Here is a 16699-nt window from a genome sequence, read left to right as displayed (position 1 = left end):
ATTTTCTCTTGTTGGTTATAAGAAAAATTTAAATGTTGGATGCAAATTATTGAAGATGTTTAATAAGTTTTTGATGGTGGAAGAAGATCATAAGAAAATCATGAGGGATTTCAGTTATTTTAAAGAAATCTTGAGCTAAGATTGAACTTTCAGATAATTCATCTAAAATATGATGCAATTCTTCCAATGGTTTGATTAATTGAGAAAAACAAAGATATGATGTCAACACAGCTCCTACACAGATAACATTTTGAGTTGCAAGATAGGCTGAAATACCAATCATAAACACTGTAAAAAATGCTTCATTTAAGAATTTAAAACTATCATATTTTTGCCATTTGGATATGATGTCTTATTTCTTTTGCTCTTAAAAATTCTGACTTTTTATCAAATCTTTGTTCCTCTAAATGATGACTATTTGTCATTCTAATAACTTCGATACCATTCAATAATTCAACAATAGAACCATCCATAGCTGATTTTGTTTCCAATAATTCTACACGATTTCCTTTTTGTATACTGATTTGTCTCATTACAATCGCAACACCAATAGGAATAACAATAATGATAAAGTGATAGGTAAAGTTGTAAATATAACAATAATAGCAGCAATACTATTAAAGATGGCAGGAGCAAAATCCATAAAAATTAATTTTTATAATTTTACAGTTCCTTCTAAACAACGGTTCAATCTACCATGAATATGTCCTGTCATATTTTCTTTAAAATATGTTAAAGGGGCTTTCAGTAAAGAAGATATAACAAGGTTTCTAGCTTTTTTCTCAGTTTGAGTTGCAGTATCTTCAACAATGATTCGCCTTAAAATAATAATCAAATGATTCACAATATTAACAACTAAAATAACAAGAAGAATAGGAATCACTTTATAAAAATCAATTTGGTTTTGTAATAGAATATCATCAGTCAACCACCCAATAGCTTTAGGTGTAATTTGTGTGAAAATTGTTGATATCATCATAATCAATAGAATTATAAGAAAGTTTATTTTTTGTTTTGAATCTAACAATTTATATATTTTTTGAGTGTTTGTTTCATGATTCTATTCACCTCATTAATTCACCATAACCAAATTATAATATTCTTGAAGTGGACTGAAAAAGAGAATGATAAAAAAGTAATAAAAATAGGAATATTTATTTGATTATATGACAAAAAATGATAAAATAACAACGATTATAGAAGGATGTGATGATGTGGCAAGAAAAAGAGAAAATTAAGAAAAGATAGAGTCATTATTATATGTGTGACTGCATTGATAATAGGTTTTGGTATATATAAAGGAGTGACATGGGCATTCCATACAATTGCATCTTTATTAGCGCCAGAAGTACAAAAAGAAGAAGTTGTAGAAGTCGAACCCGAAAAAGAAAAGACTTATATTGCGACAGTTGTGATTGATCCTGGACATGGTGATTGGGATCCAGGTGCTAATGTGGGAAATGTGCTAGAAAAAGATATTACGCTTAAAACATCAAAAGCAATAGGACAAGTATTAGAAGATGCTGATATTAAAGCTGTGTTTACAAGAGAAAGTGATGTTTCGCTATCTAATAATAAGATAGAGGATTTAAAGAAAAGAGCTGCGATGAGTGAAACATATCAGGCTAATTACTTTGTCTCAGTTCATGTCAATTCCTATGAAGAATCTGATGAAGTCTCTGGATTTGAAATTTATAAAAAGAATGATGAGAGTGAGAGTTTAGCACAAAATATAGGAAAAAGTATTGAAACATTGAATTATTCAAAAAATAGAGGAATACTAGATGGTGGAAAATCTTTACAAGTATTAAGAGATAATACAGTACCATCAGTATTAATTGAATTAGGATATTTAAATAATAAAAATGATTATAGTTATTTAAGTGATGATGAAAAATTACAGAAAATGGGAGAAACTATAGCAAAAGGAATTATTGAAGAAGTACAAACTCATCTTTTGGACAATTCATCACAAAATAATATAAATCAGTAAAAATATCCACAAAAAATTCAAAACTATTTGATAAGATTGATGACAAGGAAAGGTGTCAGATGTATGAAATTAAAGAAAAATGTAAAAAGAAATTTAATATTATTGATAGGTGTTCTATGTATTGTGGTTATTATGTTTTTTGTATTTAAAATGTTGAACAAACCTCTTGTTCAATTTAAAAATAATCCTGTAAATATAGAAATTAATGAAAAACTTGCTGATGATCCATTAACATATATTGAAAAGATTAATGGTAATCACAAAAAGAGTGATGTTAAAGTTGATTCAAGTCAAGTCAATACAAAGAAGTTAGGCGAATATCAGATAAAATATATATTAGATGGTAAAGAATATAGTTTATCTGTACATGTTGTGGATACAAAAGCTCCAACTTTTAAAACGAAAAATTTAGATATTGATGTAGGTATGAAAGTTGATATTGAAGATGTTGTTTCAGATATTCAAGATGTGACAAAGACAAAAGCTTACTTTAAAAAAGATTATGATTTTACTAAAGAAGGTAAGCAAGAAATGACGGTTGTTGTGGAAGATGAAGCTGGAAATAAGACAGAAAAAGAAATAGAAGTTAATATTGTTAAAGATACAGAAAAACCTGAATTGACAGGTTTACATGATTTAACAACAAAGGTCAATGGAGAAGTGGATTATTTATCTGGTTTAACTGCTAAAGATAATCGTGATCCTAAACCTGAAATTAAAGTTGATTCAAGTGATGTTAACTTAAAAAAGAAGGAACATATACAGTTAAGTATACAGTAACAGATCGTAGTGGAAACTCAGCATCTTTTACAAGAAAAATTAATGTTTTAAAGAAAGTTGTTGCGAAAGCTATTCCTGCATCTAATGAAAAAATTATGTATTTAACATTTGATGATGGTCCATCTGAAAATACAAAGAAGATTTTAGATGTTTTAGACAAGTATAATGTCAAGGCAACATTCTTTGTGACAGGAAATGGACAAAAATACAATAAGTATATCAAAGAAGCTTATGAAAAAGGACATACTATAGCATTACATACATATAGCCATAAATATGATGAAGTTTATGCTTCAGTTGATGCTTATTTTAAAGATTTAGATAAACTTGGCCAAATGGTTAAAGAACAAATTGGTTTTGTACCTAAGTATATTCGTTTCCCTGGTGGAAGTTCTAATACAACATCAGCAAAATACTGTAAAGGAATCATGTCAACATTAGTAACAGAAGTTCAAAATAGAGGTTATCAATATTATGATTGGAATGCTGATTCAACAGATGCTCAAGGGAATAGAAGGGCAGTTTCATTATTGGTTAAAAATGGAACATCAAGTCAAGCGAAAAATATTAACTTATTAATGCATGATACAGGAGCAAAAACAACGACTGTCGAAGCATTACCAAAGATTATTGAACATTATCAAAAACTTGGATATGCTTTTAAAGGTATTGATGATACATCATTTACACCTCATCACGGTGTTAACAATTAGAGCCAAATGGCTCTTTTTGTTTGTTTTTGTTAAAAAATATGATATGCTTTTTAAAATGGAGGAAAGAGTATGAAAAAGTTCATGAATGAATTTAAGCAGTTTGCTGTGCGTGGCAATATGCTTGATATGGCAATTGGGGTTATTATAGGTGGTGCTTTTACAGGGATTGTTACATCTTTAACTGATAATTTTATTAATCCTATATTAAATCTTGTGACAGGAGGACAAGTTTATACATTAAAAGATGTTGCTGGATTTGCATCTGCGTTTATTTCTTCTGTTGTGAATTTTCTTATCATGGCTTTTGTTTTATTCTGCTTATTAAAAACAATGAATAAACTAATGTCTATTGGTAAAAAAGAAGAAGTATTGAACCAACTACAAAAATCTGTCCTTTTTGTAAATCTGAAGTACATATTGATGCATCACGTTGTCCAAATTGTACTTCACAATTAGATGAAATAGCATAATAAAAAAGCTGTAAGAAAATAATTTTCTTACAGCTTGTTTTATTTTAAATATTCATACTAGTATGAATATATTGACTTTAGTCAGTTGAGCATACAAAGTATGCGAAACAAAAAACCACCTGCTATGCGGGTGGAGCGATAAAAAGTTATACAAAATATCACCTTTCCATTATAATGAAAGTGTTCAAGCTATCATTATAGGAAAGGAAAGGTGATAAAGTATGGCTCAAAAAACAAATTCTTTGGCACATACGAAGTGGATGTGCAAATATCACATCGTCTTCACTCCAAAGTATAGACGAAAAGTGATTTATAATCAACTAAGAAATGACATAGGAGAGATATTAAGGACATTATGCCGATATAAAGGAGTAGAAATCATAGAAGGGCATCTGATGGCAGATCATGTCCATATATTAGTGATGATACCACCAAAATTAAGTGTATCATCATTCATGGGATACCTAAAAGGAAAATCGGCACTGATGATATTTGATCGACATGCAAATCTGAAATATAAATATGGAAACAGACATTTCTGGGCAGAAGGATATTATGTGAGCACAGTGGGATTGAATGATGCAACGGTCGCAAAATATATAAGGGAACAAGAGCGACATGACATAGCGATGGACAAACTCAGTGTGAAAGAATATCAAAATCCATTTGAAGATAGAGAAATAGAAAAAGAGAAGAAAAAACAGGAGAAAAAGAAAAAGACAGTTAAGAAAGAGAAATAATCCCTTTGAGGGATAGCGAGAGTCAAAAGCGATAGCTTGAACGAAGTGAAAGCAGCGCCTTTAGACGCGAGCAAGTAACAAAGGCTTATAGCCGCAGAGAAAACCACGCCTTTTAGGCGTTGTTTTTATTCCTCACCAAACATTTCTAAAATATCAGTTAATCCAAAGCCTTTTTTCTTTTTAGTTAATTTGACATGACTGTGAGAAGATGATGTTTTTTGATCTGATGCTCTTTCAATGATTTTATCAAGTTCACCACGATCCAACCATATACCTCGACATTCAGGACAATAATCAATTTCGATACCATGCTTTTCAGCCATTAATAATGTAGTATCTTTACATACTGGACATTTCATAATTGCTCCTCCTAACATTATATATGTTTCATTATACAATAATTTTCTAAAGAAATTGTTAAGATTGTGTAAAATTATTTAACAAACATACGAATAAGTTTATCTTTGAATGAATTATAAGGATAATAACGCATTGGCAAGTCAATCCAAGTTGCTTTCTTGACAATACTTCTTGTGTGAGAGAAAGTTTCAAAACTCTTTTTACCATGATAAGCACCCATACCACTATGTCCAACACCACCAAAACCTAATTCGCTTGTTGCAAGATGAATAATTGTATCGTTGATACATCCACCACCAAAACTACAATGTTTCAATAATTTCTTTTGAACAGCCTTATCATGTGAAAAGATATAGAAAGCTAATGGTTTTTCTCTTTGATTAATAAAGTTAATAGCTTCATCAAGATGTTGATAAGTTAAAATAGGTAAAATAGGACCAAAGATTTCCTCTTGCATCAAAGGATTATCTCCATCAACATGATCAACCACAGTTGGTTCTAGTTGTAAAGTTTCAGGATTACTATGTCCACCAATGACAATATCTTGATTTTCTAATAGATGTGAAAGTCTTTCAAAATGTTTTTGGTTAATAATTTTTATTAATTGTTTGTTTTGTAGTGGTTGATCTCCAAAAAATTCATGAATGATATTTTGCATATATTGTACAAATTGATCTTTATATTCACTTTTAATGAGTAGATAATCTGGAGCAACACAAGTTTGACCAGCATTTAAAAATTTACCAAAAGCAATACGTTTAGCTGCAAGTTTTAAACTTTTATCATCATCAACAATACAAGGACTTTTGCCACCTAATTCTAAAGTTACAGGTGTGAGATAACGACTCGCTTTTTCCATAACAAGTTTTCCAACATTGACACTACCAGTAAAGAAAATATAATCAAATCGCTGTTCTAAAAGTTCAGTGTTTTGGGCACGTCCTCCTTCAACAACCGCAACATATTTTTCATCACAGCTTTCATCAATCATTTGTTTAATGACATGAGAAACATGGGGTGCATAGGCACTTGGTTTGATAATGACAGTATTACCAGCTGCAATAGCACCAACAGCAGGTTCAATTGATAACATAAATGGATAATTCCAAGGACTCATAATTAATGTGACACCATATGGTTCATAAGATTCAAAACTTGTGCCATAGAACTGTGCTAAAGGTGTCCATACATATTTATTTTTACTCCATTTTTTAATATGTCTTAACTGATAATTCAATTCACTTAAAACTAAACCAATTTCACACATATAAGCTTCCACTGCATCTTTGTTTAAATCTTGTTTTAAAGCATCTATAATACGATTTTGATGTTCTAAAATCCATGTTTTCATAGCTTTTAATGTTTGAATACGATGTTGTACATCTTTGGTATATTGTGTTTGATAAAACTGACGTTGTGTTTGAACTAATTCTTTAATATCCATAATGACCCTCCAATATATTGCGAATATCTTGTTTTGAAGCATATTTATTGTTGACGATTAAAGCACCATCATTTAATGCTTTTTCGACGATTTCATCAATATTATCATTTAAGTTTTCAATGCTTTGTAAAGAAATAGGAAGTGCAGCTTTTTCGTGTAATGTTTGTAATAATGATGTAATATAATCGATAGCTTTTTCACCTAATTGATCTTTAGGTGTTTGTGTATACAAATCAATTTGTCCAAGATATAACAATAAATCAGCATATAAATCTTTATTAACATCAAGGTTATATCGCATACACGGTACTAATAACATACTCATTGCATCACCATGGGGAATGTGGCAAACAGCCCCTAAAGCATGTCCAATCGCATGAACAATACCTACCATTGAGTTAGAAAAAGAACAACCAGCCTCATAAGAAGCTAAAGCAAGATTTAAGCGAATATCAGCATCTTTTGGATGTTCAAGGATTTCTAAAATATTTTGTGAAATTGTACGGATAGCTGATATGGCATAACCATCACTAATAGGATTTTTTTGTGAACATGTGTAAGCTTCAATTGCATGAGTTAAAGCATCAATTCCTGTTGAAACTGTTGTTTTAATAGGTAAATTTTGTGTTAATACAGGATCAAGAAAAGCAACATGGCTTTGAATATGTTGTGAAATAATTTCTAGTTTGACTTTCTTTTCAGGATGTGAAACCACAGCAACACATGTTGCTTCACTACCCGTTCCACTTGTTGTTGGAATCGCAAAGAATGGAATATCTTTTCCAAGTGGGATATCTTCAAAGCCTAGGATATCTTCAATCGATTGGCAATCTTGAGAAAGCATTAAATACACACCTTTAGCAGTGTCCAAGACACTTCCACCACCTAAGGCAATGATACCATCACATTGTTCTTTGATATAATAATCTTTGATTTCTTCAATTGTATGAATAGATGAATCAACAGGAATATTGGTAAATAAACTAATTTCTAATGTTAAATGTTTTGTAATGATGTCAACATATTTTAATTTATATAAAACATCATCCGTGAGTATCAAAGGATGTTTCATATGATATTGTTGGCATTCATATTCTAATTGACTTAAAGCATTTTTTCCAGCACATACTTTTGTTTTATTAACAAATTCAAAATACATAATTTTCCCTCCTTATGCAAACAAAGTTTTTATATAAGTAATGATTGTTGATTTATATTTTTTCTCTTGATGATTTAAAATGCGTTTTGTCATAAAACGTGGAAAGAGATAAGTTTCAACCAAATCAACACAACGAACAAATCTCATGCTTTCAAACACATCACCTTTTAAGGAGAAACGATGTTCCAAATAAGCACTTTTAACACTCATCATACCTGTAAACACAAGCAAAGCAGTTTGAATACTTTTAAATGTTATACAAATGTCTGGTTCTACGTTTTTGACTTTCTGTAATCCTTTTTGATATGTGTACTTGATTGTAATAGATGGTCCATGCATGACTTGTAAAGTTAAGACTTTATCTTGTTTCCAACCATCTAATTCTTCTTTGATACGAGAATCATCTTTATACAACACTTTCATTCCTCGATATAAAAACTGCATCACAACCCAAATAATCAATTTTTTCATAATGCTCAACTCCTTACCTTTATTATATCATTATTCAATAAGAGAGTAAAAAAATAACGATTTTTACATTATCTTCTTTGCAATGTATTTTTTTCAGTTCTCATACTGTTTCTATAATAATCATGGGCATTAAATTATTTGATAATAGTATTTCTTGTTTGTATAAATGAATTATCATTAAAATAATAATAAGCACAACAGCCAAAACATTATTAATTCTTGTATGTTGTTTCAAATGAGATTGAATTGTCAGAAATTTAATAATCATAAAAAATAGCTTATACTTAAAAACTTATTAACACGATTCTAGACAATTAATAATATCTCTTTGTTAGATGGAAATATAGCACAATATTTACAATAAGCAAATATTGTGCTATATTTGTCTTGAAAAGAAAGTTTTTTAAACAAATTTATAGAAATAAAAAGAAAAATGGAAAACTTTTGCGTATATATATAATAGAAGGGTATTTAATTCCTGTTTATCATTCCTTAAATATTGAAAGTATTGAAACTATAAAAATTAAAAGAAGGGGTGATAAAATGAATCAAGAATATTTAAATATTTTAGAAAAGCTTAGACCTATTGACAATGAGTTCATGCAGGTTTTGTTTAGAAGCGAAAAATGTGTTGAGCTCTTGGTTAAAACTATCTTTGGTGATGATGTTTCAGTCGTAAAGTTTAAAACTGAAGATAAACGTAAGAATCTTGGAGGTAGATCTATATGGATGGATATTGTTGCTACACTTAGTGATGGAAAGATTGTCAACATTGAAATGGAGCGAAGCATAGAAAATGCTACGCCTCTAAGAGCGAGATATCATGCCAGTATACTTGATAGCAGTAAGTCCTATCCCAAGCAAAAATGGCATAAGCTATCTGAAATGTATGTTATCTTCATATGTGAAAAGGATGTATTTAATACTAAACAGCTTGTTAATCATGTTCAAAGAACTATGGATAATGGTGATTTGTTTAAGGATAAGTTACATATCATTTATTTAAATGCGAGTATACAGGATGAAAGTCCATTAGGGTTGTTGATGCATGATTTAATGTGTGAAGATCCGGACAATATGCATTATAAAGTCTTAAGAAAAAGAGTAAGTCATTTTAAAAAAACAAAAGGAGGAAGAAAGAAAATGTGTAAAGAACTAAAAAAACTTGTAGAAGAAGAAAACAAAAAAGCAGAAAAACGTGGAGAAAAACGAGGAAAACTAAAAATAATTATGAAAATTTTATTAAATAAGTTTAAAAATGAAGATCTTGAATGGGTTAAAGATTGTAATAAAAAACAGATAGAAAAAATAGAAGATAACATTCATTTAGATATGAGTTATCATCAATTTTATCAGTTGGTTCATTCATAATCATCTAAGATACTTCGGTATCTCTGTTATAATCGTTATAGCTTGTTAATGAATAAATATACACTTTAAATTATTTTTATTATTTCTTAAATATTTTGATAAATATAATTAATGAAATATGTGTTCATAATTTGAATAAAGAAAATACGACATAACTGTATTATTTAATCTTATATAATATTGGCATATTAAAATAAAGCACATAAAAAGTTGACAATAATGAGTATATTTGATAATGTTTAATAGTAAAAACAAAGGCAAAGAACAGCAGAGATTAAAAGGGCGTTATAGAGAACTGATGGTTGGTGGAAATCAGGACATAACTTTTATGAAGATGGGCTGGGAGCTGTTATCTTGAATAGTGAGAGATAAACGTTAACTGCGTTAAAGTTTTGAGCGTATATCGAAAGATATAAAAAAAGGTGGTACTGCTGTATAATACGTCCTTTTATAAGGGCGTTTTTTTATTGAATAGGAGGAGAAATGAATGAAAGATCCAAAGGATTATTATTTAACAACAGCGATTACTTATACTTCAGGAAAACCACATATTGGTAATACTTATGAAATTATTTTAGCTGATGCTATTGCAAGAAGTAAAAGACAAGAAGGATACAATGTCTATTTTCAAACAGGTACAGATGAACATGGACAAAAAATTGAATTAAAAGCACAAGAAGCTGGTATTGCACCAAAACAATTTGTTGATGAAAAAGCAGCTATCGTCAAAAATATCTGGGATATGATGGATACAACATATGACCGTTTTATGCGTACAACAGATGAATACCATATTAAACAAGTTCAAAAAATCTTTAAGAAATTATATGATCAGGGAGATATTTATTTAGGACATTATGAAGGAAAATATTGTACAGCTTGTGAGTCATTCTTTACAGAATCACAATTAGTTGATGGAAAATGTCCTGATTGTGGTGGTGAAGTGCATGATGCAAAAGAAGAAGCCTATTTCTTTAAATTATCTAAATATGCTGATCGTTTAATTCAGCATATTGAAGAACATCCTGAATTTATTCAACCTGTATCAAGAAAAAATGAAATGATGAATAACTTCTTAAAACCAGGTTTACAAGATTTATGTGTATCACGTACAACATTTAAATGGTCTATTCCTGTTGATTTTGATCCAAAACATGTGGTTTATGTATGGATTGATGCTTTAACAAACTATATTACAGGATTAGGTTATGATGTTGATGGTAATCATGGTGAACTTTATAAAAAATACTGGCCTGCTGATTTACACTTAATCGGTAAAGATATTGTTAGATTCCATACGATTTATTGGCCAATTATGTTGATGGCTTTAGATATTCCTTTACCAAAACAAGTGTTTGGACATCCTTGGTTATTACAAGGGGAAAGCAAGATGTCTAAATCTAAAGGAAATGTTATTTATGCTGATGATTTAGTACGTATTTTTGGTGTAGATGCTGTAAGATATTATGTTTTACATGAAATTCCATACGATAATGATGGAAGTATTACATGGGATTTATTAGTAGAACGCATTAATTCAGATTTAGCAAACATTCTTGGAAACTTAGTCAATAGAACAATTGCGATGACAAATAAATACTTTGATGGTGTTGTGACAAATCCACAAGTCAGTGAACCTGTTGATGAAGAATTAAAACAAATCGCTCTAGCAATGCCTCAAAAAGTACAACAATATATGGATGAATTCAAAGCATCTAAAGCTTTAGATGAAATCTTTGTCTTATTAAGAAGAACAAACAAATATATTGATGATACAATGCCTTGGGCACTTGCAAAAGATGAAAGCAAGAAAGATCGTCTAGCAACAGTTTTATATAACTTAATTGAAGCGATTCGTTTTGCAGCCATTGCATTAGAACCATATATGCCTTCAACTTCAACAAAGATCTTAAATCAAATCAATACAGATCAAAGAACTTTCCAAGATTTAACAACTTTTGGTTTATATAAAGAAGGTTCAAAAGTGACTGATAAACCACAACAATTATTTGCTAGACTTGATCCAAAAGAAGTTGAAAAACAAGTCAATGCATTACAACCAGCAAAAAAAGAAGAAAAACAAGATGATAATCAAATTACAATTGATGATTTTGCGAAAATTGAATTGGTTGTTGGAACAGTTGAAAAATGTGAAAAACATCCTGATGCTGATAAATTGTTAGTTTCTCAAATTAATATTGGAAAAGAAACAAGACAAATTGTTAGTGGCATTGCAGATTTCTATACACCAGAAGAAATGATAGGTAAAAAAGTTATTGTTGTATCAAACTTAAAACCTGCAAAATTACGTGGTGTGGAATCTCAAGGTATGATTTTAGCGGGTTCTAAGAAAAAAATGTTAGAACTTGTGAGTGTTGAAAACTTACCTAATGGAACAAAGATTAGATAGTGAAATAGACCTTAGTATGCTAAGGTCTATTTTTTAAATAGGAAACGATAAGATTTAATATTTCTAAAGAGTTTATATAAAGAAATAAAATAAATAAAACATAAAGCAATAATAATAAAGGCATTGACAAGCATATATTCAAAATTCATATTATAAGGTAATAAATAGTTATTTAAGAAATGAGAATTAATCACAAAGACACTAAGTGAAACAATATTAAAAAGATTAATAATAAAACTATATTTTAAATACTTTTTTGTATATATTTTTTTGTCATATCAATAAAATAATCAAAGATGATTATCATAATAAATGGTTGAAAGAAATAAATCATCATATGAATCATTTGATAAGATTCATGTTGGATTCTGATAATTAGATCACTGGAAAAAAGATCGCATAAGCAATAAAGAAAATAATAAAGATAAGCATAAAGATGGTTTCAACGCTATGATTTGGATAATGTGATGGATGTGGTAAACGATCTAAAATTTCCAAATTCCAATTTAAGTCTAAATCTTGAGAAATAGAATATTTTTTATCTAAGATAGCTAATATGGTAAAAGCTATCGCAATAATACCAATCATTGTAAGAATAGGATATGACAACAAAGCCGTAATAAGAGAAGATGTATTCATTGTTGTAACAACATGATTAGTTGATTGAAATGGTAAACATCCAAATTGTTCAAGGTAATAAAGTGTTGAGAAAAAAGATAGATACCAGAAATTAAAAAGACAAATTTTTCAATTAAGTTTACAATGTGAGGATTAAAACGATGAAAAAGGGTAGGACGATAACCATAAGAATAAGCCACACTTAAAGGATGTCCGTAACTCATTAATAAATCTTCCATATCTTCATATTGATGAGCAGATTGACTGATTTGATTTTTTAAATCTTGATAAACAAATTGACGTTTTCTACCAAAGAAATAGGAACATACAGCCCCTAAGTATCTTTCTAATAAATCATTCATTGATTTCACCTCGTTTATATACATGATTATAACATCTTTTTATGAACTCTTTTTGATAAATATATGATTTTAAGATTTCACTTTATATTTAAAAATAGGTACATAAATCAATATTCATTATAATCATTATACTATATGATTTATATTATAGAATATATAATTTGCGTTTTATTATAATACGCAGGATGCTATAATATAACTAATAACATAGAAAGGAGAGATTAATGAAAATGAATCTTTCAGGAATGTGGATAGTGGCAATAGCGTTTTTTGCTCTAGCAATATATACCTTCATTACAAAAAGACCTATGAATTTTTGGGTAGACATAAAATTGCTCCTAAAAAAATATAAAAACTTACAATATATGTATTGATATAATGTGGTTGTTTTTAGCTGGTTATTTTAGTGTTGGTACTTATTTTGAGTTTTTGAATAATGCGCACATGGTTTATACTATGTATCATATATTTATAAGATATATTTTTCTTAGTATGATTATTTATTATTCAATAATATGGTTTTTTTAAAAATAAATTATTTAACAAATACCAATGTTTAATATATTTTTATGATTTAAGTTATGTTAAAAAGATTATATAATAGAAATATCGAAAAATGATGGGAGGTTTATATATGTTTGTTAATGATGCAGTAGTGAAAGAAATGTTAGAAAAAGTCAAACCTGCTAAACTTGTGGCAGCTACAAAATATATAGATGAAAAAGAAATAGAAAAATTAGAAAATTGTGGTTGTCTTTATTTTGGTGAAAATAGAGTTCAAGCCTTTTTAGAGAAGTATGAACAATATCATGGGCAGGGACATTGGCATTTTATTGGAACTTTACAAAAAAATAAAGTGAAATATATTATTGATAAGGTTGAATTGATTCATTCTGTTAATAGTTTTCATTTGATTGATGAATTAGAAAAACAGGCACAAAAACGTGGTTTAAAAGTGCATATCTTAATACAAGTCAATATTGCGAAGGAAGAAAGTAAACATGGTTTTGATGAAGAAGAAATGGATCAAGTTATGGAATATTTGAGCCATTGCCCATCTTTGATTGTTGATGGATTAATGATGATGGCTCCTCATATTGAAGTTCAACAAACACGTATCTATTTTAGAAAAACAAGGGAATTACTAGAAACTTTAAAAACCAAGTATCCACAATATCCATTACATGAATTATCAATGGGAATGTCAGAAGATTATTACATTGCATTAGAAGAAGGAGCAACAATTGTCAGAATTGGCAGAGCCTTGTTTAAAGAATAATATGATTTATCATGAAGATATACCCGAATATGTTCAAGATATCATTCAAACATCGCTTTTTCAAAGATTAAAAGATGTAGGTATGAATTGTGGGAATGAATATACACAGTTTGAACCTTTTTGTCATTGTCGAGGTGTGTCAAGATATCAGCATAGTATAGGAGTTGCATTGATTGTTTATCATTTTACACAAGATAAACATCAGGTAATCGCTGCTTTACTTCATGATATAGCCTCACCAGTATTTGCACATGTGATTGATTTTATGCATCATGATTATTTACAACAAGTTGCTACAGAAAATTTAACAGAACAAATGATTAAAAATAATCATGAACTTCAAAAGATTTTTCTTCGTTATCATATAGATGAAAACAAAGTCATCAATTATCATGATTATCCCATTGCTGATAATGATACCCCACAACTTTCAGCTGATCGTTTAGAATATACATTATCCAATGCTCTTTATTATGGTTTATTGAAGCAAGATGAAATCAAGAATATCTATCATCACTTGCATGTGAATGAAACAAAAGATGAAATTGTTTTTGATAATCTTGAAGTTGCACGTTTATTTACACAGACAATGCTTCAATGCAGTCAGTATTATGTTTGTGATGCAAATCGTTATTGTATGGAATATCTTGCTAGATTAATGAGATATGCGATTGAAAATGGTATTTGTACTTATCAGGATTTATATACAACAGAAACACAGGTTATTCAAAAGTTAATGAATCATCCTACAACAAAAAAACTTTTGAAGATTTTACTCAATTTAATCAAGTGCTTGTATCATTATCTCCACAAAAGGGATATTTTAAGGTTCAGGCTAAAAAACGTTATATTAATCCCAAGGTTTATCATCAACGTATTTTAGATATTGATAAAAAATTAAATAAAGCAGTGCAAAATTATTTGAATGATGATTTTCATCGTTATGTAAAAGCTATTATAAAATAAAAAATCTATATGAAGAATGATTATTTCTCCATATAGATTTTTTAATGTAAAAGAAAGAGGAATAAAGAATTTATTATATGAGGGAGTAAGGGATAATCAATTGATTGATAATGGTGTGACAAAAGAAAAACGTTATAAAAAAGTGAAACCATAAGAAAAAGGCATAGAATACAAACTGTATTTTATGCCTTGTTTTCATGTGATAGATAATAAATAAGACTTGCAAAAACACGTGGTCCTAGTTGAAGAACCTTTTCATCAAAATCAAAAGCATCATTATGAGGTGATGAAACAATTGGTGTTAATAATTTCATATAGGTCGCTTTACCACCATGAGCTTGTACACATTCCATTAAATAAGAAAAATCATCACTACCACCTAAAGGACTAAGATTTTCATCAGGTAATTTTAAATCAGGAAGATACTGCTGACACATAGAACGAATAGTATTCATAAAATCATCATCACATTCCAAAGCATAAGCTTTTCCCATTTCTTTGATTTCAACAACAGTATCATGCATACGAGCCGAACCTTCAATAATATCTCTAGCATAGATTTCCATATAACGATTCAGTTCACTTGTGACACCACGTACTTCTATTTCTAGTTTGGCTGTTTCAGGCACGACATTACGTCCTGTTCCAGCACGCACAGTCCCAACATTGACACGAGTTTGTCCATTACTGTTACGAGGGATAGAATGTAAGTTTAAAATGCAGTTAGCAGCTGACAATAGGGCGTTTTTACCAAACTGTGGAGATTCAGCCGCATGCGTTGATACGCCATGATAAGTCACATCTAATTTGGTAGTCGCAAACGATTCATTCATTCCAAAATACAAATCATAGGGTTGATTTTCTTGAGGCATAATATGCGCAGCACAAATATAATCAACATCATTTAGAAAACCACTTTCTGCAATACTTCTTGCTCCCATCACACCTTCTTCAGCAGGCTGAAAAATAAGTTTAATCGTTCCATGAAGATGTTCCTTAATATCCATGAGAATCTTGGCGGTTGCTAAACCAATAGCTGTATGTCCATCATGTCCACAAGCATGCATAGTTCCTCGATGCACAGAGGCAAAACCTTGAGTAAAAGGATAATGACAGGAAGAAGACTCTTCTATCAATCCTAAAGCATCAATATCAAATCTTAAAGCAAGCGTAGGTCCTTCACCACATTTTAAAACACCAGCTACAGCAGTCATTCCCATTTTAACTTTTTCAAGATAATAAGGATTGGCTCCTTGTTTCTGGGCACGATGATAATTTAAATGTAAAACAGTTTCTGGTGGTACACCCATTCTTGCCTCTTTTTTCATAATATCTTCACCAATAAGCACTTCATATCCTAAATCTTCTAATGTTGTCGCAATCATACAAGCAGTTCTGACTTCCAGCCAACCTTTTTCAGCAAACTTATGTAAATCTCGACGACATTCTACTGTTTTAGGATAATATAATTCAGCTAGTTTTTTGATTTTTTCATACATGAAGTATCTCCCCTTTTCTTTATTTTATCAACAACAAATAAGAACATCAAATAATATTGAAGTT

General features: G+C 29.6%; 20 protein-coding genes and 1 other annotated feature. Of the genes, 9 read left to right on the top strand and 11 right to left on the bottom strand.

All coding sequences use genetic code 11. The annotated features are described in order from the left end of the window. Nucleotides 1–46: 46 nt before the first annotated feature. The 3 genes from NMU03_RS06230 to NMU03_RS06220 form a co-directional block, all read right to left on the bottom strand. Entirely contained in the window at nucleotides 47–289 is a 243-nt protein-coding gene (locus NMU03_RS06230) for a hypothetical protein (protein WP_290141778.1), read from the bottom strand. Nucleotides 290–323: 34 nt separating this feature from the next. Further along, complete coding sequence (locus tag NMU03_RS06225; RefSeq protein WP_290141777.1) at nucleotides 324–533, bottom strand: hypothetical protein; 210 nt, start codon at nucleotides 531–533, stop codon at nucleotides 324–326. 122 nt (nucleotides 534–655) lie between these two features. Continuing rightward, nucleotides 656–976 carry an ABC transporter transmembrane domain-containing protein gene (locus NMU03_RS06220; protein ID WP_290141776.1) on the bottom strand — a complete coding sequence of 107 codons (321 nt, stop codon included), beginning with the start codon at nucleotides 974–976 and terminating at the stop codon, nucleotides 656–658. Between the two features lie 288 nt (nucleotides 977–1264). Here NMU03_RS06220 and NMU03_RS06215 point away from each other — a divergent pair, with 288 nt between their 5' ends. The 5 genes from NMU03_RS06215 to tnpA all read left to right on the top strand — a co-directional run bounded on the left by NMU03_RS06215 (nucleotide 1265) and on the right by tnpA (nucleotide 4696). Next, nucleotides 1265–1993, top strand: a complete 729-nt coding sequence (locus tag NMU03_RS06215) for an N-acetylmuramoyl-L-alanine amidase family protein (RefSeq protein WP_290141775.1) — start codon at nucleotides 1265–1267, stop codon at nucleotides 1991–1993. Nucleotides 1994–2056: 63 nt separating this feature from the next. After that, a complete protein-coding gene (locus NMU03_RS17615) occupies nucleotides 2057–2773 on the top strand; it encodes a hypothetical protein (protein ID WP_353956665.1) in 717 nt (238 codons plus the stop codon). A gap of 95 nt (nucleotides 2774–2868) precedes the next feature. Then, on the top strand, nucleotides 2869–3486 hold the full coding sequence (locus NMU03_RS17610; protein ID WP_353956664.1) for a polysaccharide deacetylase family protein: 618 nt from the start codon (nucleotides 2869–2871) through the stop codon (nucleotides 3484–3486). Nucleotides 3487–3555: 69 nt separating this feature from the next. Further along, nucleotides 3556–3942, top strand: a complete 387-nt coding sequence (gene mscL / locus NMU03_RS06205) for a large conductance mechanosensitive channel protein MscL (protein ID WP_353956663.1) — start codon at nucleotides 3556–3558, stop codon at nucleotides 3940–3942. A 235-nt stretch (nucleotides 3943–4177) separates the two neighbouring features. After that, nucleotides 4178–4696: an IS200/IS605 family transposase gene (gene tnpA, locus NMU03_RS06200; protein ID WP_290141321.1), complete on the top strand. Its 519-nt coding sequence runs from the start codon at nucleotides 4178–4180 to the stop codon at nucleotides 4694–4696. Between the two features lie 125 nt (nucleotides 4697–4821). Here the strand turns inward: tnpA and NMU03_RS06195 are convergent, their stop codons facing one another. From NMU03_RS06195 to NMU03_RS06175, 5 genes are all read right to left on the bottom strand, one after another. Continuing rightward, the gene (locus NMU03_RS06195; protein ID WP_290141774.1) at nucleotides 4822–5055 is read right to left on the bottom strand and encodes a TFIIB-type zinc ribbon-containing protein; all 234 of its coding nucleotides are present in this window, start codon (nucleotides 5053–5055) and stop codon (nucleotides 4822–4824) included. Between the two features lie 74 nt (nucleotides 5056–5129). After that, the gene (locus NMU03_RS06190) at nucleotides 5130–6500 is read right to left on the bottom strand and encodes an aldehyde dehydrogenase (RefSeq protein ID WP_290141773.1); all 1371 of its coding nucleotides are present in this window, start codon (nucleotides 6498–6500) and stop codon (nucleotides 5130–5132) included. Further along, nucleotides 6490–7659: an iron-containing alcohol dehydrogenase gene (locus NMU03_RS06185; protein WP_290141771.1), complete on the bottom strand. Its 1170-nt coding sequence runs from the start codon at nucleotides 7657–7659 to the stop codon at nucleotides 6490–6492. The genes NMU03_RS06190 and NMU03_RS06185 overlap by 11 nt, the downstream gene beginning before the upstream one ends. Nucleotides 7660–7671: 12 nt before the next feature. Then, nucleotides 7672–8130: a hypothetical protein gene (locus NMU03_RS06180; protein WP_290141769.1), complete on the bottom strand. Its 459-nt coding sequence runs from the start codon at nucleotides 8128–8130 to the stop codon at nucleotides 7672–7674. A 100-nt stretch (nucleotides 8131–8230) separates the two neighbouring features. Next, nucleotides 8231–8398 (bottom strand): hypothetical protein, encoded by a 168-nt coding sequence (locus tag NMU03_RS06175; protein ID WP_290141768.1) that lies wholly within the window; start codon nucleotides 8396–8398, stop codon nucleotides 8231–8233. A 275-nt stretch (nucleotides 8399–8673) separates the two neighbouring features. Here NMU03_RS06175 and NMU03_RS06170 point away from each other — a divergent pair, with 275 nt between their 5' ends. After that, nucleotides 8674–9501 carry a PD-(D/E)XK nuclease family transposase gene (locus NMU03_RS06170; protein ID WP_290141767.1) on the top strand — a complete coding sequence of 276 codons (828 nt, stop codon included), beginning with the start codon at nucleotides 8674–8676 and terminating at the stop codon, nucleotides 9499–9501. Nucleotides 9502–9752: 251 nt separating this feature from the next. Then, nucleotides 9753–9952 (top strand) — a binding site (T-box leader). Between the two features lie 36 nt (nucleotides 9953–9988). Then, nucleotides 9989–11911: a methionine--tRNA ligase gene (metG, locus tag NMU03_RS06165; RefSeq protein WP_290141766.1), complete on the top strand. Its 1923-nt coding sequence runs from the start codon at nucleotides 9989–9991 to the stop codon at nucleotides 11909–11911. Nucleotides 11912–12286: 375 nt separating this feature from the next. Here the strand turns inward: metG and NMU03_RS06160 are convergent, their stop codons facing one another. Together NMU03_RS06160 and NMU03_RS06155 are read right to left on the bottom strand one after the other, a co-directional pair. Continuing rightward, the gene (locus NMU03_RS06160; RefSeq protein ID WP_290141765.1) at nucleotides 12287–12550 is read right to left on the bottom strand and encodes a hypothetical protein; all 264 of its coding nucleotides are present in this window, start codon (nucleotides 12548–12550) and stop codon (nucleotides 12287–12289) included. Then, nucleotides 12547–12891 carry a hypothetical protein gene (locus NMU03_RS06155; protein ID WP_290141764.1) on the bottom strand — a complete coding sequence of 115 codons (345 nt, stop codon included), beginning with the start codon at nucleotides 12889–12891 and terminating at the stop codon, nucleotides 12547–12549. Before NMU03_RS06155 ends, NMU03_RS06160 begins: the two co-directional genes overlap by 4 nt. Nucleotides 12892–13525: 634 nt before the next feature. On the opposite strand from NMU03_RS06155, the gene NMU03_RS06150 reads away from it, so the two are divergent. Further along, nucleotides 13526–14170: a YggS family pyridoxal phosphate-dependent enzyme gene (locus NMU03_RS06150; RefSeq protein ID WP_290141763.1), complete on the top strand. Its 645-nt coding sequence runs from the start codon at nucleotides 13526–13528 to the stop codon at nucleotides 14168–14170. Then, entirely contained in the window at nucleotides 14136–15053 is a 918-nt protein-coding gene (locus NMU03_RS06145) for an HD domain-containing protein (RefSeq protein WP_290141762.1), read from the top strand. Before NMU03_RS06150 ends, NMU03_RS06145 begins: the two co-directional genes overlap by 35 nt. A gap of 265 nt (nucleotides 15054–15318) precedes the next feature. On the opposite strand, the gene NMU03_RS06140 is transcribed toward NMU03_RS06145, so the two are convergent. Beyond that, nucleotides 15319–16635: an amidohydrolase gene (locus NMU03_RS06140; RefSeq protein WP_290141761.1), complete on the bottom strand. Its 1317-nt coding sequence runs from the start codon at nucleotides 16633–16635 to the stop codon at nucleotides 15319–15321. Between the last annotated feature and the right edge of the window lie 64 nt (nucleotides 16636–16699).

This window comes from Allocoprobacillus halotolerans, assembly GCF_024399475.1.
Taxonomy (GTDB): Bacteria; Bacillota_I; Bacilli_A; order Erysipelotrichales; family Coprobacillaceae; genus Allocoprobacillus; species Allocoprobacillus halotolerans.
Note: the sequence above shows the minus strand (reverse complement) of the source record. Positions and strands in the feature narration are given on the sequence as shown.